The organism is Paenibacillus ihbetae (assembly GCF_002741055.1).
Taxonomy (GTDB): Bacteria; Bacillota; Bacilli; order Paenibacillales; family Paenibacillaceae; genus Paenibacillus_AQ; species Paenibacillus_AQ ihbetae.
On record NZ_CP016809.1, the window covers coordinates 4,272,927 to 4,293,465 of the forward strand.

19 protein-coding genes and 1 riboswitch are annotated in these 20,539 nt (G+C 53.2%); of the genes, 13 read left to right on the plus strand and 6 right to left on the minus strand.

Annotation, left to right across the window (positions count from 1 at the left end; genetic code table 11):
- Positions 1-68: 68 nt before the first annotated feature.
- Entirely contained in the window at positions 69-1,070 is a 1,002-nt protein-coding gene (locus BBD41_RS19065; protein ID WP_099478456.1) for an NAD(P)/FAD-dependent oxidoreductase, read from the minus strand.
- A gap of 480 nt (positions 1,071-1,550) precedes the next feature.
- Here BBD41_RS19065 and BBD41_RS19070 point away from each other — a divergent pair, with 480 nt between their 5' ends.
- The gene (locus BBD41_RS19070; RefSeq protein WP_007131995.1) at positions 1,551-2,744 is read left to right on the plus strand and encodes an NAD(P)/FAD-dependent oxidoreductase; all 1,194 of its coding nucleotides are present in this window, start codon (positions 1,551-1,553) and stop codon (positions 2,742-2,744) included.
- On the plus strand, positions 2,745-3,008 hold the full coding sequence (locus BBD41_RS19075) for a hypothetical protein (RefSeq protein WP_077568079.1): 264 nt from the start codon (positions 2,745-2,747) through the stop codon (positions 3,006-3,008).
- Positions 3,009-3,360: 352 nt separating this feature from the next.
- Here the strand turns inward: BBD41_RS19075 and hemQ are convergent, their stop codons facing one another.
- Positions 3,361-4,110, minus strand: a complete 750-nt coding sequence (gene hemQ / locus BBD41_RS19080) for a hydrogen peroxide-dependent heme synthase (RefSeq protein ID WP_077568078.1) — start codon at positions 4,108-4,110, stop codon at positions 3,361-3,363.
- Positions 4,111-4,370: 260 nt separating this feature from the next.
- Here hemQ and BBD41_RS19085 point away from each other — a divergent pair, with 260 nt between their 5' ends.
- The 3 genes from BBD41_RS19085 to dnaI all read left to right on the plus strand — a co-directional run bounded on the left by BBD41_RS19085 (position 4,371) and on the right by dnaI (position 7,436).
- Positions 4,371-4,670 (plus strand): YuiB family protein, encoded by a 300-nt coding sequence (locus BBD41_RS19085; protein ID WP_007131998.1) that lies wholly within the window; start codon positions 4,371-4,373, stop codon positions 4,668-4,670.
- Between the two features lie 274 nt (positions 4,671-4,944).
- Entirely contained in the window at positions 4,945-6,447 is a 1,503-nt protein-coding gene (locus BBD41_RS19090; protein WP_077568077.1) for a replication initiation and membrane attachment family protein, read from the plus strand.
- Positions 6,448-6,482: 35 nt separating this feature from the next.
- Positions 6,483-7,436: a primosomal protein DnaI gene (gene dnaI, locus BBD41_RS19095; RefSeq protein ID WP_099478458.1), complete on the plus strand. Its 954-nt coding sequence runs from the start codon at positions 6,483-6,485 to the stop codon at positions 7,434-7,436.
- Between the two features lie 97 nt (positions 7,437-7,533).
- On the opposite strand, the gene BBD41_RS19100 is transcribed toward dnaI, so the two are convergent.
- Positions 7,534-7,689 carry a hypothetical protein gene (locus BBD41_RS19100; RefSeq protein WP_007132001.1) on the minus strand — a complete coding sequence of 52 codons (156 nt, stop codon included), beginning with the start codon at positions 7,687-7,689 and terminating at the stop codon, positions 7,534-7,536.
- 250 nt (positions 7,690-7,939) lie between these two features.
- Here BBD41_RS19100 and trxA point away from each other — a divergent pair, with 250 nt between their 5' ends.
- Complete coding sequence (trxA, locus tag BBD41_RS19105; RefSeq protein ID WP_007132002.1) at positions 7,940-8,257, plus strand: thioredoxin; 318 nt, start codon at positions 7,940-7,942, stop codon at positions 8,255-8,257.
- On the opposite strand, the gene BBD41_RS29840 is transcribed toward trxA, so the two are convergent.
- Positions 8,238-8,414 carry a hypothetical protein gene (locus BBD41_RS29840; RefSeq protein ID WP_157929317.1) on the minus strand — a complete coding sequence of 59 codons (177 nt, stop codon included), beginning with the start codon at positions 8,412-8,414 and terminating at the stop codon, positions 8,238-8,240. The genes trxA and BBD41_RS29840 overlap by 20 nt on opposite strands.
- Before the next feature lie 142 nt (positions 8,415-8,556).
- Here BBD41_RS29840 and uvrC point away from each other — a divergent pair, with 142 nt between their 5' ends.
- Complete coding sequence (gene uvrC / locus BBD41_RS19110; protein WP_099478459.1) at positions 8,557-10,674, plus strand: excinuclease ABC subunit UvrC; 2,118 nt, start codon at positions 8,557-8,559, stop codon at positions 10,672-10,674.
- Here the strand turns inward: uvrC and BBD41_RS19115 are convergent.
- Positions 10,646-12,334 carry a CPBP family intramembrane glutamic endopeptidase gene (locus BBD41_RS19115; protein WP_099478460.1) on the minus strand — a complete coding sequence of 563 codons (1,689 nt, stop codon included), beginning with the start codon at positions 12,332-12,334 and terminating at the stop codon, positions 10,646-10,648. The genes uvrC and BBD41_RS19115 overlap by 29 nt on opposite strands.
- Before the next feature lie 291 nt (positions 12,335-12,625).
- Positions 12,626-12,772: riboswitch (cyclic di-AMP (ydaO/yuaA leader) on the plus strand.
- A gap of 63 nt (positions 12,773-12,835) precedes the next feature.
- Between BBD41_RS19115 and BBD41_RS19120 the strand changes: the two genes are divergently transcribed.
- Positions 12,836-14,176 carry a TrkH family potassium uptake protein gene (locus BBD41_RS19120; protein WP_099478461.1) on the plus strand — a complete coding sequence of 447 codons (1,341 nt, stop codon included), beginning with the start codon at positions 12,836-12,838 and terminating at the stop codon, positions 14,174-14,176.
- Between the two features lie 16 nt (positions 14,177-14,192).
- On the plus strand, positions 14,193-14,867 hold the full coding sequence (locus BBD41_RS19125; protein ID WP_077568072.1) for a potassium channel family protein: 675 nt from the start codon (positions 14,193-14,195) through the stop codon (positions 14,865-14,867).
- Between the two features lie 22 nt (positions 14,868-14,889).
- Here the strand turns inward: BBD41_RS19125 and BBD41_RS19130 are convergent, their stop codons facing one another.
- Positions 14,890-15,816: a LysR family transcriptional regulator gene (locus BBD41_RS19130; RefSeq protein ID WP_077568071.1), complete on the minus strand. Its 927-nt coding sequence runs from the start codon at positions 15,814-15,816 to the stop codon at positions 14,890-14,892.
- Positions 15,817-16,087: 271 nt separating this feature from the next.
- Here BBD41_RS19130 and BBD41_RS19135 point away from each other — a divergent pair, with 271 nt between their 5' ends.
- The 4 genes from BBD41_RS19135 to BBD41_RS19150 all read left to right on the plus strand — a co-directional run bounded on the left by BBD41_RS19135 (position 16,088) and on the right by BBD41_RS19150 (position 20,477).
- Complete coding sequence (locus tag BBD41_RS19135) at positions 16,088-16,756, plus strand: succinate dehydrogenase cytochrome b558 subunit (RefSeq protein WP_099478462.1); 669 nt, start codon at positions 16,088-16,090, stop codon at positions 16,754-16,756.
- 275 nt (positions 16,757-17,031) lie between these two features.
- Positions 17,032-18,777: a succinate dehydrogenase flavoprotein subunit gene (sdhA, locus tag BBD41_RS19140; protein WP_077568069.1), complete on the plus strand. Its 1,746-nt coding sequence runs from the start codon at positions 17,032-17,034 to the stop codon at positions 18,775-18,777.
- A gap of 15 nt (positions 18,778-18,792) precedes the next feature.
- Positions 18,793-19,557 carry a succinate dehydrogenase iron-sulfur subunit gene (gene sdhB, locus BBD41_RS19145; protein WP_077568068.1) on the plus strand — a complete coding sequence of 255 codons (765 nt, stop codon included), beginning with the start codon at positions 18,793-18,795 and terminating at the stop codon, positions 19,555-19,557.
- 119 nt (positions 19,558-19,676) lie between these two features.
- A complete protein-coding gene (locus BBD41_RS19150; protein WP_099478463.1) occupies positions 19,677-20,477 on the plus strand; it encodes an AAC(3) family N-acetyltransferase in 801 nt (266 codons plus the stop codon).
- Positions 20,478-20,539: the final 62 nt, after the last annotated feature.

Here is a 20,539-nt window from a genome sequence, read left to right on the forward strand (position 1 = left end):
TGGGTTACCCCCTATAATCTATCGCACGTTCGCAGCAATTTCATAGATAGTAGATTCTTAGGCCGTGATTAGAGCTTCATGTTGCTGCTGTGGCCCGGAGCCAGTCTTGCTTCCGGATCGATGTATACTTTCGCGTTGTTGATCGCGGTAGGCGCCTCGCCGAAGCCGACGGCGATCAGCTTGACCTTGCCCGGATATGTCGTGATGTCGCCGGCCGCGAAAATGCCGGGAATGCTCGTCTCCATTCGGGAGTCGACGACGATGGAGTTGCTCTCGATCGCGATTCCCCATTCCGAAATCGGCCCAAGCGAAGAAACAAAGCCGAAATTGACGATCACGTCATCCACTTCGATCTCCTGCGTTTCCTTCGTTTTGATGTGGGTCAGCGTCACCTTGCTGATCGTATCTTCGCCGTGCAGTCCGGTGATCTCCGTAGGGGTAATGATATTCACCTTGGAAGCCATCAGCTGCTCGACGCTGTGCTCATGCGCGCGGAACTTGTCGCGGCGGTGAACCAGGGTCACCTGCTCGGCAATCGGCTCGATCATCAGTGCCCAGTCGACGGCCGAATCGCCGCCGCCGCTGATCAGCACTTTCTTGCCCTTGAAGCGGCTCAAATCGTTTACGAAATAGTGAAGATTGCTCTTCTCATATTTCTCCGCGCCCTCGATCTCCAGCCGGCGGGGCTGGAATGCGCCGACGCCAGCCGTAATGATAACCGCCTTGGCGTGGTGCTCTCCGAGATTCGTCTTGACGACAAAGTGGCGTTCTTCCAGCTTTTCGACAGACTGGACCTTCTCCTCCAAGCGGATATCCGTGTTGAACAGGTCCATCTGTTTGGATAGATTGTTCACAAGCTCCTGGGCCGTAACCTTCGGGAAGCCTGCCACATCATAAATATATTTCTCAGGATACAGCGCTGCCAGCTGGCCGCCAAGCTGAGGCATGCTCTCAATCAGCTTTACCGACGCTTGGCGCATCCCGCCGTAAAACGCAGCAAACATCCCTGCAGGTCCGCCGCCGATAATCAATAGGTCGGTCATGCTGTTGTCTTGTGGCGTCGTTGTCATGCGGTAAGCACCTCCGTTTAATAGGGTTCTATTCGAATCAGACAGACGTTTGTCTAAGATTATGCTGATTCATGAATTCCCTAACTATTATAATCGTCACGACCCGGCATGAAAAGTCGAGAATTGAGCTAAAATACCTACACTCGCGATGATTGCGCTTACTTTGTAGGAGAGGGGATGCGATGCCGCCGGGGTGACTCATATGCCGGCAAAAAAAACTTGATCTTTGCTGGCTTTATGCATATTATTAACGTGATAACTTGTGTTCATAGCAGGTTGACTGAATAGGACAGCATCTGGATAAACATCCGAATCCACCCGAATTATCGGGCCTGGACGAGCATGGACGGACACAGTCAGGTCAAATCGTGAAATGGGCTCTGATGAAGGGCTCTTCTCTTTTTTTGCATGCTTTTCACAAAATGTTAACAAGTAAACCATACTATATATATAAAGAGTCAAGCCGGAAGGAGCAGGAGAATGAGCAGCATACCGAAGATCGTAATCCTTGGTGCGGGTTACGGGGGCATATTGACAGCGCAGCGGCTGCAAAAAGAGCTGAATTATAATGAGGCCGACGTTACTTTGGTGAACCGACACGACTACCACTATATAACAACGCATTTACATATGCCGGCAGCAGGAACGGACAGTATCGAGAATACGCGGGTATCCATCTCGAAGCTGATCGACGAATTCAAGATCGATCTGGTGAAATCCTCGGTTCAAGAGATCCGACTTCATGACAAGAAGGTTATTCTTGAGGATGGCACCCTATCTTATGATTATCTCGTGATCGGACTCGGCGGCGAGCCGGAGACGTTCGGCATCCCGGGGCTTGCCGAGCATGCGATGACGATCCGGAGCATTAACTCGGTGCGGCTGATCCGGGAGCATATCGAGTATCAGTTTGCTTTGTATAAAAATGAACGCAGACCGCAGGAGCGCATTAACTTCGTCGTTGGCGGCGCGGGCTTCAGCGGCATCGAATTCGTTGCTGAGCTGGCTGACCGCATTCCGAAGCTGTGCAAGGAATATGACGTTGACCCGGCGCTGGTGAACATTTACAACGTAGAGGCTGCGCCGTCCGCGCTGCCCGGCTTTGCGCCGGAGCTGGTCGATTATGCGATCCGCGTGCTGGAGAAGAAGGGAGTCACCTTCAAATTCGGCGTAGCCATTAAAGAGTGCCTGCCTGGCGCCGTGCTCCTGAACAACGGGGAAGAGATCCGCTCCCAAACCGTTGTGTGGACCGGCGGGATCCGGGGGAACCGCCTTGTCGAAGCGGCTGGCTTCGAGACGATGCGCGGCCGCGTCAAGGTGGACGAGTATTTGCGGGCTCCGGGTTACGAGAACATTTATATTATCGGCGACAACTCGCTGATTTTTAATGATGAAGGCCGTCCTTATCCGCCTACCGCCCAGATCGCCATGCAGCAAGGCGTTTGCTGTGCGCAGAATATCGTGGCTTCGATCCGCGGCAAGGCGATGCGGAAGTTCGAATTCCATAACAAAGGCACGGTTGCCTCTCTCGGCAAGGGAGAAGGAATCGCCGTCGTCGGCGACAAGAAATATCAGGGCTGGAAGGCCGCTCAGCTCAAGAAGCTGGTGGATTTGCGATACCTCTTTATTATCGGCGGCATTCCGCTTGTCCTGAGAAAGGGAAGGTTTCTGTAAATGAGACACTGCAGCGTTCAGGTGCGGGGACTGCTCACGAGAGAGGAGCTGGACCGCTACAATGCATTGATGGAGGTCGGCTCCTATCTGGAATCCCAGGAGCGCTACGACCTGGCGTATACGATCCAGCAGGAAGTGGATATTCTCATTCTTCCCGCCATCGAACGACTGAAGGATAAGGGACGTGCCCGGGACCGGGCAACGGCCGAGTATCTGGAAGGCCTGCGCAAGCAGGAGCAGGAAGACGACGAGGAAGAGGGTTGACGTCTTGGAATGCCACGAAGCACAAGTGGATTTTCATTCTGCATTCTAATATAGGCGATCGCTTTCTTAGTGCTAATCAAAAAAAGGTGGAAGACATGCTCGAAGTGAGCACCTGTCCTCCACCTTTTTCGTTTAGGGGAGCGGCTTGGTGGTTGAAAGCTTTCCCAAAGGAAAACTTTGCACCGGACACACATGCCCCATACCGAATGTCTCCATTGGATCGAGGAACCCGTTGAAGGGGACAGCGATGGGACTAAGCAGTTCTCGCATTGTCCCCAAACCAAAAAGAGGGCCCCAGCCAGATCAAGGATCTTGTGGGAAACCCTCTTAACGTTATATCGATTGGCTGCTGTTAAACCTTCATAAGCTCGGTAAACGAGGCTTGGTCCAGCAAGTTGCCGACATAGAACGGCCCGAACTCGCCAAAGCGCGCGCTGACTTCATCGAAACGCATCTCATAGACAAGCTTCTTGAACTGCAGCGCATCGTCCGCGAACAGGGTAACGCCCCACTCCCAGTCGTCAAAGCCGACGGAGCCGGTGATGATCTGCTTCACCTTGCCGGCGTATCCGCGGCCGATCAGGCCATGGCTTTGCATCATGGAACGGCGCTCCTCCATGCTCAGCATGTACCAGTTGTCCGACAAATCGCGCTTTTTGTTCATCGGGTAGAAGCAGATGTGCTTCGCTTTCGGCAGGGATGGCTTCAAGCGGGCGACGACATGCGGATTCTGCATCGGATCCTCGTTCGAGGAGCCTGCCAAATAGTTGCTCAGCTCGACGATGCTTACATAAGAGTAGGCTTTGGTAGTGAACTGGGCGAAGGTTGTTTTGTTAAAAGCATTCTCGATCGCGTTCAGTTCCTCCAGCGTCTCGCGCAGGTGCATAAACACAAAATCGGCCTTCTGACCGACAATCGTATATACGGCGGTGCTTCCCTGCTTGGCTTCGTCAACGGCAGCCCACTCCTCAAGGAATCCGTTCAGCTCGTCCAGCGCAAAGGCGCGAACCTCATCGTCCGCGGCTTTCCAGGCAGACCAATTGATCGTGCGGAAATCATGCAGGGCATACCAGCCTTCAAGCGTCATTGCAGCTTCGTTCATGAGATCACTCCTAAACAATATGTTCGATAGCTCACAAGCGGATCACCGCTTGCTATCATTACAACTCCCTACATTGTACTGTACGTGCCGTCCGCAGAGCAAACGCGTCACAATTCATTCACGGATTGTTCGTTGATCTGTGACATTTTTTTTAGTAAACTAGCTATTAGCTGAAGCTTAGGCCTTGCTATCATGCTGCACAGCAGCAACCTGACAGGCTGCTATGCGTAGGCGTTAAAGAAGAGGTGAATAAGGCGATTATGCTTCAATTTATTCCTGTACTTGTCCTGATGATTTTATTTTTTGTCATGATGTTCGGTATCGGCTTTATCCTTAATATGTTGATGAAGACGACCTGGTTTCCGTGCTTTTTGTTTGTCATCGTCATTTTGCCGGTCGTCGTATACAGCTTGTGGGATCGGAGCCAGACGCCGTTTTGGACTCACGTCGGATCATTCCAGCTGGTGGATTACCTGACCGGCGTTGCCGGACTGATCGGCGCTTATATGAGCGGGTGGACGATTAAGACGTTGCGGATCAAAGGCTTTAAAATGTTTTAGAACAAATATGCAGCAGTGCAGCAGCGATTTCATAGGATCGTTTGACGCACTTGCGGCAATCCGCTTCAATGGTTTGGAAGCAGGAGGAATAGGCGAATAGGATGACGGCGGCGGCTCTTCGATACTGGGGGCCGCCGCTTATTATTCGCTTGGAATGAATGAGGCGCTTGCATGGAATTCCAATATTTTTGATGCAAAAGAACCGACTTCCGAACCCTTGATTTGTGATAGAATAGAGGAAGTCTATTTTTGGGCGACAGGGGGAGCAACAGCGATGCGCATGACTAATTTTTTATATTTTACCGAGAATCACCGTTACTGCGTATACCGTGACTTCTGTTTGAGCAGCTTGGACGACAAGATGCTCAGCTCGATATATCAGCCGATGGTAGGCGCCTTTGCGATCAGCCTGTACCGTCTTTTCGTCCAGCATGTGCCGGCCGAGAAGGTCGGGTATTCGGCGATCGAACAGCAGCGGCGGCTGTTTCTGACGCTGGGGCTGGAGCCCAGCGAGAAAGGACGCCGGTATCTCATTGAGCAGACCTCCAAGCTGGAGGCGGTAGGCTTGCTGCAGACGAGCCGGATGTTCGTCCCCGAGACGGACGACTACATCTACGAGTATGAGCTGCAGGCTCCGCTGAGCCCTGCCGAATTTTTCAACACGCAGCATTTGACACTGCTGCTCCGCGATAAGGTCGGCAAATTCGCCGTACTGTCGCTCCGCGAGGAGCTGTGGAGCAAGGAGCCCCATGAATGGTCGGGCATTTCGCTGAATAAGGAGAACATTTCGGTTCCCTTCTATGATATTTTCGAATTGAATACCCATGTGATCGATTACGAATTGGAGCAGGCGCTGGAGGAGGTAGCGGTATCCAGGCCGGCCTTGCCGCCGACCCCGCCGGGAGAAGGGCTCAATTATGCGGACATTATCCTCCGCTTCCCGCGCGAGTCCCGCAACCGGGTGTTCGTGGAGCGTCTCCGCTACGATCATGAGCAGATGGGGATCGTGAATTACGTGGTCCGCAAGTATGATCTCAGCGTTCAGGACCTGTGCCGTCTTCTGGACGAGGACGGAATCTTCAGCGAGCACGGGGAAATTGTCCTGGACGATCTGCAGCACAAGGCGAGCCTTCATTTCCGTCAGGGAATGAAGCTTCAGGAGAAGAGGCAGATTACCGCCGGCAAGGTGGTGGCCCTGCATCAGGAATTGAATGCGGATCCGGATAAACCTGCCGAGGAGCATGCCGTGCAGATGGAGTATTACGTCGAGGTGCCTGCGCAGTTCCAATCGAAGTGCGATATCCATCAATATAATATGATGCTGCGCAATGAGCCGTATACCCGGCTGCTGCAGACGTTCTTTCCGGGGACGGTACCCGCCCAGTTCCTGGACATTTTCGAAAAAATCGACCTTAGTTACAAGCTGCCGGGCGAGGTCATCAACGTACTGATTCATTATTTGGTGTCGTTGATCGCAGTCGGCGGCGAGCAGCGGATCAACCGTAATTTCGTGGAGGCGATCGCTTCCAACATGCTGCTGAAGCAGGTTAACAGCTACGAGAAGGCTGTTCAATATATAAGGGACCAAGCCAAGATGAAAGGCAAGCAGAAGCAGGCCTCAACACGTACGCGTACATACGCTAGAAGCGGACAGGCGAAGCCCGAAATTCCGGTGGCGCTGGAGACCGATAAGGGCGAGGCGGTTTCGGATGAAGAATTCGAAGAGATGATGCGGTTCGCTGCCGAGATGCAGGCCGGCAATAAGAAAGGCGTATAAGAACCAAAGATGCTATAGATGAAGGAGGGAGAGAGATGGAATCCCTTGGCGAGCTGCTGGAAAGTATGAAGAGCTCTGCGCTACGGCGCAGAACGGCCGAGATTACGGAGGAGCTGCTGAAGAATCCGCTTATTCAGGCGATGCGGGCGGAATATCCCGAGATTGACGACCGGGTGCTGCGCATCAATTTAAGCAAGCTGTACCAGTATGCCGGCGATCAGGCCAACTGCAAGCAGTGTCCCGGACTGGACCATTGCCCGAATGATTTCCAGGGACACTACAGCAAGCTGGATATTCAGCGGGTCAATGGAACGGTGGAGATTTATGAACGGAAAACGCCGTGTTCCCTGCAGGTTGCCAAAACGAATGAGGATCAGATCCGGAAGCGGATCCGCAGCTTCTATGTCGACGACAAGGCGCTGAATGAAGGCTATGACCATATGGAGATTATGGCCAAGGATCGGCTGAGAGCTCCCGGAGTTCATCAGGTGTTCAAGTATATCAAGGAGACGAAGGAGAATGGGCTGAGTCCCCGGGGATTGTATTTGACCGGATCCTTCGGCACCGGCAAGACCTATTTGATGGGCTATCTGCTCTATGAGCTGGCGATGGCGGGGTATTCGGGCGTGATCGTGTATATGCCCGACTTTGTAGAGGATCTGAAAACGATGATGCAGGACGGGCCGAAGCTGAAGGAAATGATCGAGACGATGAAGAACTGCGATCTGTTGATCTTCGACGATATCGGCGCCGAGAATTTAAGCCCTTGGGTACGGGATCATGTGCTGGGGTCGATTCTGAATTACCGGATGAACCGCAAGCCGACCTTCTACACATCCAACTATCCGCTGGACGGGCTCGAGCGGCACTTAAGCTTTACCAGCAAGGACGGGGAAGAGGCCCATAAGGGGCAGCGGCTGATGAACCGTATTGCACCGTTCGTGGATGTCGTTCATTTGTACGGCGAGAATCAGAGGGGAAAATTCTAGGCTGCTCATCATTGAATTGTAAAAAAGCCTGATCCCTTTGGCTTCGCAGGACGCGATGACAGGGATCAGGCTTTTCTTAGCGCACAGGAGCCGTCAATTAGCCGACCAAAAATTTGATAATGACGAATCCGAAGAAGATGATGGTCATGAAACCGAACATCCCAAGAAAGCCCATCATCAAATCGCTGAAATCATTACGCGGTTCTTCATTGATGTGCTCCCGCGGATCGTTCATGCGCACGTTTACATCCATGGTGCTTGCCTCCTCAAAAAGGTGAACATTCCGTATGCACGGCTAAGACAGGTCACCCGACTTATTATTAGTAGTATACCCAATGTCCAAATCATTTGTAAAGATTGCATGAATATTCCGAGAAATCCTCTTTCTTTAGGTGAGTATATTTCACTTTTTCTTAAAGTTTGTGGTATACTAAAACCGTCGACGCATTCGACATTATGATTCGCGCTATATCTTGAAATTATCCTGTAAGGAGGAGTATACAATGGCTATCGTTAATGTTACCGATCAAACCTTCGCGAACGAAGTGGAAGGTCAAGGAACGGTTGTAGTTGATTTCTGGGCCCCATGGTGCGGTCCTTGTAAAATGCTCGCTCCGATTCTGGACGAATTGTCCCAAGAACTCGGCGACGATGTAAAAATCGCAAAGGTGAACGTGGATGAAAATCCGGAATCCGCAGCACGCTTCGGCGTCATGAGCATTCCGACGATGATTTTCTTTAAAGACGGCCAGCCTGTCGATAAAGTGGTAGGGCTTAACTCCAAAGAAGCCTTGAAAGGCATCATTGCGAAGCATCAATAATGCTTGATTTGCAAGTGCCGCTATCGCCATAAAGCTTCCATAAAGCGCCTTCGGTCAACAATCCGATAGGCGCTTTATGCGGTTTATCATCAGGATTATGGTAAACATTCGATGACGGCGCTTCCGGGTACAATATATAGATCCCGGTCAGCGCCATCGTGAGCGAGCCGCCCGCGAGCGCCTTTGGCGCCACGAACAAAACCGTTGATCTGTACAAGGCGGATTGAAAGTCGCTTGTTGGATTTTTTGCAGAATTCTCATCATAATCATATATAATCTTCTTGGAGAGGAGGAAGAAGATGGACGACTTCGCCAAACAACTGCAGGAGCAGGAGAAGGCGCTGGAGAATATCCGGCACAAGCTGGCGCTGCTGCCAGATCAGCCAGGGTGCTACCTGATGAAGAACCGGGAAGGAACCATTATTTATGTCGGCAAGGCCAAAGTGCTGAAGAACCGGGTTCGCTCTTATTTTACCGGCAGCCACAACGGCAAAACCCAGATGCTGGTATCCGAGATCCGCGATTTCGAATACATCGTAACGGGCAGCAATATGGAAGCGCTCATCCTGGAGTGCAACCTGATCAAGACGCACCAGCCAAGGTATAATGTACTGCTCAAGGATGACAAAACCTATCCATATCTTAAAATTACGAACGAAGAGCATCCCCGCCTGGAAGTGACGCGCCGGGTGCTTAAAGATAAAGCCAAGTATTTCGGTCCCTATCCGAACGCCTATGCCGCTCAGCAGACGAAAAAGCTGCTCGACCGCATGTATCCTTTGCGCAAATGCGGGGTTATGCCGAAAGAGGTGTGCTTGTACTATCATATGGGCCAATGCATGGCTCCATGCGTGAAAGAGGTGCCGAAGTCCGCCTACGAGGAGATCACCAGCGAAATCAACTCCTTTCTAAGCGGCGGTCATGAAGAGATCAAGAAGGAGCTGCAGCGCAAAATGCAGGAAGCCGCAGAGGACCTGTATTTCGAACGCGCCAAGGAGCTCAGGGACCAGATCATCCATATCGACACCTTGATGGAGAAGCAGAAGATCACGACGACCGACACCCGGGACCGCGATGTATTCGGATATGCCGTGGATAAAGGCTGGATGTGCGTGCAAATTCTGTACATGCGGCAGGGGAAAATGGTACAGCGCAACAAGTCGATCTTTCCGTTCTACGGTGACGCGCACAGCGACTTTATGTCCTTCATTGCGCAGTACTACAGCGATAACCCTGCCGTGCCGCAGGAAATCCTGCTTCCTGGACCGGTCTTGATCGAGGAGGCCGAATCCGACGCGCAAGACAGCATCGCGGCCAAGGATGCTCCGATTTCGGAGGGAGCAGGCAGCAGAGCCGCCGCTTCCACCGAGAGCGGCCAGGCCCCAGGCGCCGGTGAAGGCGATGCCGCTGGATCGCCTTCCTTAGCGGTCGCAGAGGACCCGTCCGGCTCGGGTTCGGCAGGCAGCGGTCCGGAAAGCTCCGGGCAAGGGGAGGAGGCCGAACGTCTGGCCGCCGCGACGAAAGCCGAGAACGAGCGGGCGGAGGCTGCCGGCCTGGTGGACGCCGCCGGAGGCGCAGCCGCCCTGCAGGAATGGCTCGGCGTCAAAGTGCATGTGCCGCAGCGCGGCTTAAAGCGCCAGATGGTCGGGATGGCGATTGAAAATGCAAAGGTTGCGCTCGATGAGAAATTCCGCTTAATCGAACGGGATGAGGAGCGGACATCGATTGCCGCGGCCAATCTCGGCGAAGTGATCGGCATCGAATCCCTGAACCGGATCGAGGCGTTTGACAACTCGAACATACAGGGGACGAATCCGGTTTCGGCGATGGTCGTGTTTACGAACGGGAAGCCGGATAAGAAGGAATACCGGAAATACAAAATCCGCACCGTGCAGGGTCCGGATGATTACGAGACGATGCGTGAGGTCATCCGGAGACGGTACGAGCGGGTGCTGAAGGAGAATCTGCCGCTGCCGGACCTGATCGTGGTCGACGGCGGCAGGGGACAGATTTCGGCTGCGATCGATGTGCTGGAGAATGAGCTGGGACTGTTCATTCCGGTCTGCGGGCTTGTGAAGGATGCCAAGCATAGAACGGCGCAGCTGATGGTCGGCGATCCGCCGCAGCCGGTGTCCCTCCCTCGGGACAGCCAGGAGTTCTATCTGCTGCAGCGCATCCAGGACGAGGTCCACCGGTTTGCGATCTCCTTCCATCGAGACCAGCGCGGCAAATCGATGGTGTCGTCCAAGCTGGACTCGATCCCGGGCATCGGCGAGAAGCGGCGGAAGCTGCTGCTGAAGCATTTCGGCTCGATCAAAAAAATAAAAGAGGCTTCAGTCGAAGACTTTAAGCCCCTTTCGATCGGTGAAAAATTAGCTACGGATATACTCAATGCCCTTCGTGATGAGGAGTCGTGACATACGGCTTCTCTTTTTTTATTGGATTCAAGCGATAGATCACGTAAGCCACGATGGCCGGCAGCACCATATAGAACAGGCCGATCAGCACGTTAGGGGCGCCTTGAAGCATGACCAGGCTGAATCCCATAAGAATGCTGTTGAAGATGACATGCGAGAACATGGCCGCAATATATCCGTATTTCAGGAAGATATAGCTGAACAGCAGGCCGATAATGACCAGCTCAATCGGGCGGGACACCACCGGGTAAATCGGATACAGCGTATGGCCGAGCGCCCAGATGATCGAGGTGATCAAACTCGCGACAAAGGTGCTGCGCACGATCTTCTTCACCATTCTAATGCCGAACAGCCGGTATACCGCTTCCTCCGATATGCCTGCGAGCCAAGCCATCAGCGGAAACAGCCATGGATAGAGCATGTTGTAAGGGGACTGCGAGGCATCGGTCGTGGACCAGGTGTTCAAGGTCAGGCCGAGCGCGATGAAGATCAAGGACTGGATGCCGAGCAGAATGAGTGCCCACATATAGCCCACCTTCATGCTGTCCAGGACATAGCGCCCGTATCCGGGCTCCTTGGCCCGCGGCCACGGATTAAGCCCGTCTTCCTTCCGCCATAGGCCGCTTCCGCCGACAAGCGAGAAATAGAGCAGAGCGGAGAAGATGAGGGAATAAATGGCGTAGAAGATCATAATCCCGATGATCCCGGTCTCGGACATTCCTTGTGCCTTAAAGACCGGAACCAGGTTGTACGTATTCAGCATCTGGATGACAAACAACAGGACGGACAGCAGGATACCGCGCTTAAACGAGGTGTAGGCCCGGGTCTTGACGCTGTAGACGATGGCCAGGATACCGAGCACAAGCGTAAACAAACCGTAACCGACGAGCGTCAGCAGCGTTGCGTCCTGCGTCTGCTTGTTGACATAGGCGGTGTGCGCTGCCGGAACCGAGAATGCCGGCTCGAAGGAACGCAGCTTTCCATGCTCAAAGGTAAACGCCAGCTGCAGCCTCGAATCCCCGATCGCCGCTTCCGTGACGGTATACTTCAGCGTGGGTTCGCCTTCCCGGGTGGAGAGCTGGAGCTGCGTCGCATCATATCCGGCCCACTTGAGCCACGGCTCGGCGAGAGCCTGCTTCTCGGCCAGCGTCATGCCCTCCTCCACCAGGAGCAGCATTTGCTTGCGGACCTCCCCTTGATTCAGCTCGATCCGGTCGTAAACGGAGCGGGCGGAATCATAGGAAAATCCGGCGATGCCGGCATTTTGCATATGTACATCCACGTTCAGCGCATCGCCGCCCGGCAAGGTGAAGCGGACACGGTATACATCGTAAGGGTATTTGGCTCCGTAGCTCTTATTATAATCCCGGAGCTTCTTCTCTTTCGCCAAATATCCGTACAGCTCGGAGTTGGACTGGTATGTAACAAGCGTGTCTTCCCCTTCGGCAGCAGGAAATCCTAAATGCTCGCTCGCGAACCGTGACGCGGCTTGTGCAGCCTCCTCTTTGGAGATGATTTTCGGATAGGGCGTATCGGTTGACTCGAAGGAAGTGGATGGGAGTACCTGAAAAACAAGAAACAGGATCAGGCCGATAATGGCCGGGGCGATAAGCTTCTTCAGGTTAGGCGTCAGCTTCAAGGGCTCTGCGGCACGGTTCATGAAATTCCTCCTCTTGATTTTAGTGCTTTCCGATATGAATAACCGGCCCCGCAACATGCGGATCATAGAGTCAATATAACATACATATGAAGAACAAGCCCTGCTTATCCCAAAGCCCAATAATGAAATAAAACGCTGAAAATGAATGAAAGGTTTCGAAAACGTTAGAGAATGATATCCTTGTACTCTTGAATATGCCCAAATCGCCCTTATTTAAAGTCTTTTTGGTAAAAAAACGGCGTTGGGTTCCCTCCCGGATTGCGTTATAATCACATCATGCTTTCAAGGAACTGAATAGACCAGCCGAATTTCGTACTGAGAACGGGGGAACCATGTAATTGGGGTGAATTTCATGATCTCTTTCGGATCATGGATAGGGCGGCCTGTGATAATGCCCGAATCCGTCAGCTAACCTCGTAGGCTGCTGCACAGGAACCAGACCGTTAAGGGCACTGTTTTCCAGTGTCTTTTTTCGTTGATTTTTTTGGAGAAGGTGAAACATTGAACTCAAAATTGAATTGGCTTAAGCTGTCACCTCCGCAGATCCTTGCGCTCGGTTTTGCGGCGGCGATCCTGGTCGGAACCCTTCTGCTCATGCTGCCCGTATCCAGCAGGACCGGCGAACCGATCGCCTGGATTGACGCCATGTTTACGGCAGCTTCAGCCGTCTGTCTGACCGGGCTTGTCGTCGTGGATACAGGCACAAGCTTCAGTGCCTTCGGACATACGGTGATCCTCCTGCTCATTCAGCTCAGCGGGCTCGGGTTTATGACGATGGCAACCCTGTTCGCCCTGGTGTTTAAGCGCAAGATATCCCTCAAGGACCGGCTTGTTCTGCAGGAAGCGATGAATCAGTCCTCGATCGAAGGGATCGTTCGTTTAATCCGGCGGGTGTTTATCTATTCCCTGACCTTCGAGGCATGCGGAGCCTTACTATTTACTCTCCGCTGGGCATGGGATATGCCTATTGGAAAAGCCATTTATTTCGGCCTGTTCCATTCCGTTTCGCTGTTTAACAATGCGGGCTTCGATCTGTTCGGCGATTTTCATAGTCTCACCGGTTATGTCGATGATCCGCTGGTGAACATCGTATCCATGCTATTGATCATATCCGGCGGTATCGGGTTCGTTGTATTATCCGATTTGATCGATTTCCGTCAAAAAAGGAAGCTTTCGCTTCACTCCAAAGTCGTTCTCTCGATGTCGGGATCTTTGATATTTATCGGGGCGATCATCATATTCATTTTTGAGTTTACCAATCCGCTAACGCTGGGCTCCTTGGATGGGGGAGGCAGAGTGCTTGCCTCGTTCTTCCAGTCGGTCAGTCCGCGAACAGCGGGCGTAAATTCGATAGATATCGGCGGCCTCAGGCAAGCCACGCAATTTTTCATTATTATACTTATGTTTATCGGAGCGTCGCCTGGCTCGACGGGGGGCGGGATCAAGACGACAACCTTTATGGTTATGGTAGGGGCCGTGTTCGCGATGATGAGAGGGAGAGACGATATCGTTATGTTCCGGTATCGCCTGGCCCAGGAGCGCGTGCTTAAGGCGCTGACGATTGCGCTTCTGGCGCTGCTGCTCGTATTGACGGTGTCCATGATTCTGTCCACGACGGAGGATGCGGATTTCCTGGAGATTTTATTCGAAACGACCTCGGCCTTCGGCACCGTCGGCTTATCGATGGGCTTGACGCCAGATCTGACGGTGCTCGGCAAAATACTGATCAGCTTGACGATGTTTGCCGGACGTCTCGGTCCGTTGACGCTGGCTTATGCACTGGGGCCGAAAAAGGGTAAAGAATTGTATCGTTATCCGGAAGGCAAAATGATTATTGGATAAGGAGTATAGGAGAGACATGAAACCAAAGCAATTTGCAGTGATCGGTTTGGGGCGGTTCGGCTCGAGTCTGGCACTGGAACTGATGGAACTAGGCTATGAAGTTCTCGGCATTGACCGGAACGAAGAGGTCGTCGAGGATATGAGCGAGCATTTGACCCATACGGTGGTCGCGGATGCTACGGATGAGGAGATGCTGAAATCGCTCGGCATCCGCAATTTCGACTGCGGGATCGTCGCGATCGGAGACGATATCCAGATGAGCATTCTGTCCGCCATTCTGCTCAAGGAACTCGGTGTATCGACCGTCGTGGCCAAAGCGATTTCCGTGCTGCACGGCCGGGCGCTGCAGAAGCTGGGCGTGGACCGGGTCATCTTCCCGGAGCGGGATATGGGGATCCGTGTGGCTCACCAGCTGGTTACGCCGAATCTGCTCGACTATATCGAATTATCTAAGGATTATTTGATTGTGGAAATGACGGTAACCGATTGTATGGACGGCAAGACGTTAAGCGAACTGAACACGCGCGTCCGTTACGGTGTCACGGTGGTTGCCCTCAACAAGCGATCCGGCATTATCGTTGCGCCGACGGCGATGGACGTGGTTAATGCCGGCGATGTTATGGTCGTCATCGGCTCCAACGACAATGTGGAACGGTTTGAGACCGAAGTCGTGAATCTGCAGCAGAAATAATACAAAAAAACCTGACGAATTTCTAGGTCGTCAGGTTTTTTCGCTGCTTCTCTTCCGCAAGGCTCCGGAAGAGCACCTCGGTCTCGTTAATCCAGCGACGGGCGGCGCTGCTGAGCTCTGAAGCATCCCCGTAAATCAGGGATGTCGTCCGCCGCGTCTCCATGAGCGCGGGGATGTGAATGTCCACAAGCCCGTTGTCGGAGAGCAGCTGCGGACGGAGGTATGATTTCGGAAGCAGGGCCGCTGCTTTGCAGGTCGGGATCAAGCGGACGATCGCTTCGAAGGAATCGATCTCCATCCGAATATCAGGCATGATGCCCCACCGGTGAAACAGGTCGTCGGTCAGCTTACGGTACCAGGTGCCGGTCGAGAAAATAATCATCGGTAGTCCCTGCAGGTGCTCGACCTCGACATCCTCCAGCTCCGCCAGCGGATGGACGGCTGGAATGACGAGCTCCAAATGATCGTCAAACAGGGGAATGCAGTTGAGTCCCGGCTGGTTGATGGAAGAGGCAACGATGCCGACGTCTACCCGTTTATCCCTAACATAGGAAACGATCTCATGGGTTTTGCCGGTAATCAGCTTGATCTCCGCGGCGGGATGCCGCTCCATGAACGCATTGACGAGCGGGGGCAGCGTCGTCTGCAGCGTCGTCAGGCTCGCGCCCAGATTAATCGAGATCTGCTCCCCTTCCCGATAGTGGGCGAGCGTCTGCATGAGCTTCAGCTGCTGCTGGCGCTGCTCCAGCGCAAAGGTATATACGATCTGTCCGATCGACGTCAGCTCAAGGCGCTTGCCGCGTCGGTTGAACAGCGGCAGGCCGAGCTCGTCCTCGAGCTTGGCGATCTTCCGCGAGAGCGCCGGCTGGGACAGGTTCAGCAGCTTGGACGCTTTATTGATGCTGGATTGCTCCACCACAACGGCAAACATGTCCAGATCTTCGAGCATGATATTCCTCCATTATATATAGGATGGTGTTCCAAAATATCCTTATGCGTATAGATTATAACGATTAATAATTATATTGCAATTCCCTTATAAGAAAAAAAGGAGTAACATGAAACATGACACAGGATGTTCACACGTTTGTGGAAAAAGGGAACATTTTGTCGTTGCACGCGAAAAGCACTGTGTAAGTGCGTAAGTAAGTGTAATTGTTCCGTAAATAGGAAAGATTGAAATTGAAAACGCTGCACATTGGAAAGGGGAACGTCAACTAATGAAAGGGTATTATTCCAGAAAGCTGCATTCCTTACTCGGTGTCATACCGCTTGGAGCATTTCTGCTCAGCCACATGATATCCAACTTTCAGGCTTTCGAGGGTGGAAAGAAAGGCTTCGAGGGAGCCGTTCATTTCTTGAACAGCATGCCGCTTGTCTTCTTCCTCGAGCTGTTCCTGATTTGGCTGCCGCTGCTGTATCACGGCGTCTACGGACTGTACATTGCGTATCAGGCCAAAAACAACATCGGCAACTACAATTATGAGCGGAACATTCGTTTTACCGTTCAGCGGATTACCGGGGTTATTACGTTCGTATTTGTCATCTGGCATATGTACGACACCCGTTTTCAAATCATGATCGGCAAGATCACCCATGATGATCTGGGCGCCGTCATGCACGATATCGTGAGCAATCCGGTATTATTTGTTCTGTATATCATCGGCGTTGTATCGGCTACGTTCCACTTCGCGAACGGCTTGTGGGCATTCCTCGTTAGCTGGGGCATTACCGTCGGCCCGCGCGCACAGCGTGTATCCACATACATCTGCATGGGCCTGTTCGTATTTATGAGCGTCCTGTTTATCCTTGCGATGACCGGGTTCAGAAACTCCGAATTCCAGGCGGCGCAAGCAGCGATCGATGTAGTTAAGACAGTCTTGGCTTAAAGTGCAAGTTCAAAAAGCCGGTTTTTCAGCACCGGAGCGTATGCTTCCGAAGTGCGTTTTTTCAAAACGCTTTAGGTTAGATGAAGCTAGGGACTGAAGGGTTGAACGTAGGTATTGGGTACGTGAGCACTTGAAATGTTTCCGCAGGAAACATGCTTCGGAAGCTTCTACTTAGGCCCGGCTGAGTTCAAGATTCGATGCCGAGTTACATCTTGATACACTACGTGATCAAAAGACGACTTTTTGAACAACCTCTTAAAGGAGTGAACGTATAAATGGCAGCATCTAATATTATCGTAGTGGGCGGAGGCCTGGCCGGATTGATGGCAACCATCAAAGCGGCCGAAGCGGGAGCCCATGTTCATCTGTTCTCACTGGTACCTGTGAAACGTTCTCACTCCGTGTGCGCGCAAGGCGGCATTAACGGAGCGGTTAATACGAAAGGCGAAGGCGACTCCCCGTGGGAGCACTTTGACGATACGGTTTACGGCGGGGACTTCCTGGCGAACCAGCCGCCGGTCAAGGCTATGTGTGAAGCGGCTCCGGGCATTATTCACCTGATGGACCGCATGGGCGTTATGTTCAACCGTACGCCGGAAGGCCTTCTCGATTTCCGCCGCTTCGGCGGAACGAAGCATCACCGTACGGCGTTTGCCGGAGCGACGACCGGCCAGCAGCTGCTGTACGCGCTGGATGAGCAGGTGCGCCGCTGGGAAACTGCGGGTCTCGTGACCAAGTACGAGAACTGGGAGTTCCTGAACGCGGTCATTGACGACGAGGGCGTATGCCGCGGCATAGCCGCCCAGGACCTTCGCTCCATGGAGATCCGGGCGTTCAAGGCGGAGGCCGTCATTTTGGCCAGCGGTGGTCCCGGCATCATTTTCGGTAAAACGACGAACTCGGTTATCAACACCGGTACGGCAGCAAGCGCGGTATACCAGCAGGGCGTATACTACGCCAATGGCGAATTCATCCAGATTCACCCGACCGCCATTCCGGGCGACGACAAGCTGCGTCTGATGTCGGAATCGGCCCGCGGTGAAGGCGGCCGGATCTGGACCTATAAAGACGGAAAGCCTTGGTATTTCCTTGAAGAGAAATACCCTGCATACGGCAACCTCGTTCCGCGGGATATCGCAACTCGCGAGATCTTCTCCGTATGTGTGGACATGGGTCTTGGCATTAACGGCGAGAACATGGTATACCTGGATCTCTCCCATAAGGATCCGAAGGAGCTGGACGTGAAGCTCGGGGGCATCATCGAGATCTATGAGAAGTTTATGGGTGACGACCCTCGCAAAATTCCGATGAAGATCTTCCCGGCAGTCCATTATTCCATGGGCGGCATGTGGGTCGATTACAACCAGATGACGAATATTCCGGGTCTGTTCGCAGCCGGGGAATGTGAATATCAATATCACGGAGCCAACCGCTTGGGAGCCAACTCGCTCGTATCGGCCATTTACGGCGGTATGGTCGCAGGTCCGAAGGCGATCGAGTATATTAAAGGCTTGAAGAAATCGTCCGAGGATATCTCCTCCAGCGTCTTCGACCGGTACACGAAAGAGCAAACCGCGAAGTATGAAGGGCTTCTGAAGATGGAAGGCACGGAAAATGCTTACGTGATTCATAAAGAGCTTGGCGAATGGATGACCAACAACATGACCGTTGTCCGCTACAACGACAAGCTCCAGGAGACCATCAACAAGATCAAGGAATTGAAGCAGCGCTACCGCAACATCAACATGACCGATACATCCCGCTGGAACAACCAAGGCGTGGCGTTCACGCGTCAGCTGTGGAACATGCTGGAGCTTGCGGAAGCTATGACGCTTGGAGCCCTGCTCCGGAACGAAAGCCGCGGAGCCCATTACAAGCCGGAGTTCCCTGACCGCAATGATGAGGAGTTCCTGAAAACAACGAAAGCGAAATGGACCCCTGAAGGTCCGCAAATTTCGTACGAAGAAGTGGATGTTTCCTTAATCCCGCCGCGTATTCGCGACTATTCGAAAGAAAAGTAAGAAGGGGGATTTACCATGGCTCAAACGGCAACCGCCTCAAAGAGTGTGAAATTTATTATAACTCGCCAGGACAATCCGGAATCCAAATCGTATACAGAGGAATTTGAGGTTCCATATCGTCCCGGCATGAACGTCATCAGTGCGCTGATGGAAATTCAGCGCAATCCGAAGAACGCGCAAGGCCAAACGACTTCCCCGGTATGCTGGGACTCCAACTGTCTGGAGGAAGTGTGCGGTGCCTGTTCGATGGTCATCAACGGTAAGCCGCGCCAGGCCTGTGCTGCACTGATCGACAAGCTGGAGCAGCCGATCCGCATCCAGCCGATGAAGACCTTCCCTGTCGTCCGCGACTTGGTCATCGACCGGAGCAGGATGTTCTCCGCCCTGAAGCGGGTTAAAGCCTGGATTCCGATCGACGGCACGTATGATCTCGGTCCCGGTCCCCGCATGGCGGAGAAGAAGCGCCAGTGGGCTTACGAGCTGTCCAAGTGCATGACGTGCGGTGTATGTCTCGAGGCTTGCCCGAATGTCAACGAGAAAACCGACTTTATCGGTCCTGCGGCCATTTCCCAGGTTCGCTTGTTCAATGCCCATCCAACGGGCGAGTTGAACAAGGAGGAGCGTCTTGAGGCGCTTATGCAGGACGGCGGCATCGAAGGCTGCGGCAACTCGCAGAACTGCGTACGCTCCTGTCCGAAAGGCATTCCGCTGACGACATCGATCGCGGAGATGAATAAAGAAACAACGAAGCATCTGTTCAAGCGCTGGCTCAGCGTCTAGAACCGAAAAGCTTACGATATTGGCAACAGCAGCGCCTGACCGCTTGTATGCATTCGCGGTCGGGCGCTGTTTTGTTGTACGATAATAGAGAACTTTTTATTCAAAGGTGGTACGCAAACATGATTACAGAAAGACCGATTACGATCCGGGATTTGAGCCGGGATTTCGCCGCTTTGGGCGTAAAGGAGGGGATGACCGTGCTTCTCCATTCTTCGCTTAAGAGCATCGGCGGATGGATCGTCGGCGGAGCCGAAGCCGTCATTCTCGCGCTGGAGGAGGTGCTAGGCAAGGAAGGGACGCTGGTGATGCCGACGCAGTCCCCGAATTTAACGAACCCGGAAACCTGGGGGAATCCGCCGGCGGATCCCCAATGGTGGCAGCTGATCCGGGACAGTATGCCTCCCTATGATCCCGATGCAACCGTAACCTCGGGAATGGGGATTATTCCGGAAACGTTCCGCAAACAGAAAGGGGTCATCCGGAGCCTTCATCCGCACGTCTCCTTCGCAGCTCGCGGCCGTGCAGCGAGAGAACTTATGGAACCGCATCCGCTGACTGACGGCCTCGGGGAATCCTCGCCGCTGGCCCGGTTGTACGCGGCAGATGCCTTCGTGTTGATGCTCGGAACCGGCTATGGCAGCGATACCTCCTTTCATCTGGCCGAGTACCGGGCAGCGTGGAGGGGCAAAGAGCATATCACGTCCCAAGCTCCGGTATCGCGAGCCGGGGGCAAGACGGAATGGGTATCCTTTTCGGATATCAATTATCATTCCGACGACTTTGAAGCGCTGGGGGCGGCATTTGAGCAGGCGTGCAAGGAAGACTGCAGTTTCGGGAATGTAGGCGCTGCCTCCTGCGTGCTGGTCAAACAGCGTAGAATGGTCGATTTTGCCGTCGATTGGCTGGCCCGTAACCGGTAAAAGGCGGATTGCCAAGGAACGCCAGTTGCATGAGCTCCTCTCCAAGGGTAATAGACGATAAG

Bases quoted from the DNA above. Each gene is read 5' to 3' on its own strand.
- BBD41_RS19065 (WP_099478456.1), bottom strand. From the start codon at position 1,070: ATGACAACGACGCCACAAGACAACAGCATGACCGACCTATTGATTATC.
- BBD41_RS19070 (WP_007131995.1), top strand. From the start codon at position 1,551: ATGAGCAGCATACCGAAGATCGTAATCCTTGGTGCGGGTTACGGGGGC.
- BBD41_RS19075 (WP_077568079.1), top strand. From the start codon at position 2,745: ATGAGACACTGCAGCGTTCAGGTGCGGGGACTGCTCACGAGAGAGGAG.
- hemQ (WP_077568078.1), bottom strand. From the start codon at position 4,110: ATGAACGAAGCTGCAATGACGCTTGAAGGCTGGTATGCCCTGCATGAT.
- BBD41_RS19085 (WP_007131998.1), top strand. From the start codon at position 4,371: ATGCTTCAATTTATTCCTGTACTTGTCCTGATGATTTTATTTTTTGTC.
- BBD41_RS19090 (WP_077568077.1), top strand. From the start codon at position 4,945: ATGCGCATGACTAATTTTTTATATTTTACCGAGAATCACCGTTACTGC.
- dnaI (WP_099478458.1), top strand. From the start codon at position 6,483: ATGGAATCCCTTGGCGAGCTGCTGGAAAGTATGAAGAGCTCTGCGCTA.
- BBD41_RS19100 (WP_007132001.1), bottom strand. From the start codon at position 7,689: ATGGATGTAAACGTGCGCATGAACGATCCGCGGGAGCACATCAATGAA.
- trxA (WP_007132002.1), top strand. From the start codon at position 7,940: ATGGCTATCGTTAATGTTACCGATCAAACCTTCGCGAACGAAGTGGAA.
- BBD41_RS29840 (WP_157929317.1), bottom strand. From the start codon at position 8,414: ATGGCGCTGACCGGGATCTATATATTGTACCCGGAAGCGCCGTCATCG.
- uvrC (WP_099478459.1), top strand. From the start codon at position 8,557: ATGGACGACTTCGCCAAACAACTGCAGGAGCAGGAGAAGGCGCTGGAG.
- BBD41_RS19115 (WP_099478460.1), bottom strand. From the start codon at position 12,334: ATGAACCGTGCCGCAGAGCCCTTGAAGCTGACGCCTAACCTGAAGAAG.
- BBD41_RS19125 (WP_077568072.1), top strand. From the start codon at position 14,193: ATGAAACCAAAGCAATTTGCAGTGATCGGTTTGGGGCGGTTCGGCTCG.
- BBD41_RS19130 (WP_077568071.1), bottom strand. From the start codon at position 15,816: ATGCTCGAAGATCTGGACATGTTTGCCGTTGTGGTGGAGCAATCCAGC.
- BBD41_RS19135 (WP_099478462.1), top strand. From the start codon at position 16,088: ATGAAAGGGTATTATTCCAGAAAGCTGCATTCCTTACTCGGTGTCATA.
- sdhA (WP_077568069.1), top strand. From the start codon at position 17,032: ATGGCAGCATCTAATATTATCGTAGTGGGCGGAGGCCTGGCCGGATTG.
- sdhB (WP_077568068.1), top strand. From the start codon at position 18,793: ATGGCTCAAACGGCAACCGCCTCAAAGAGTGTGAAATTTATTATAACT.
- BBD41_RS19150 (WP_099478463.1), top strand. From the start codon at position 19,677: ATGATTACAGAAAGACCGATTACGATCCGGGATTTGAGCCGGGATTTC.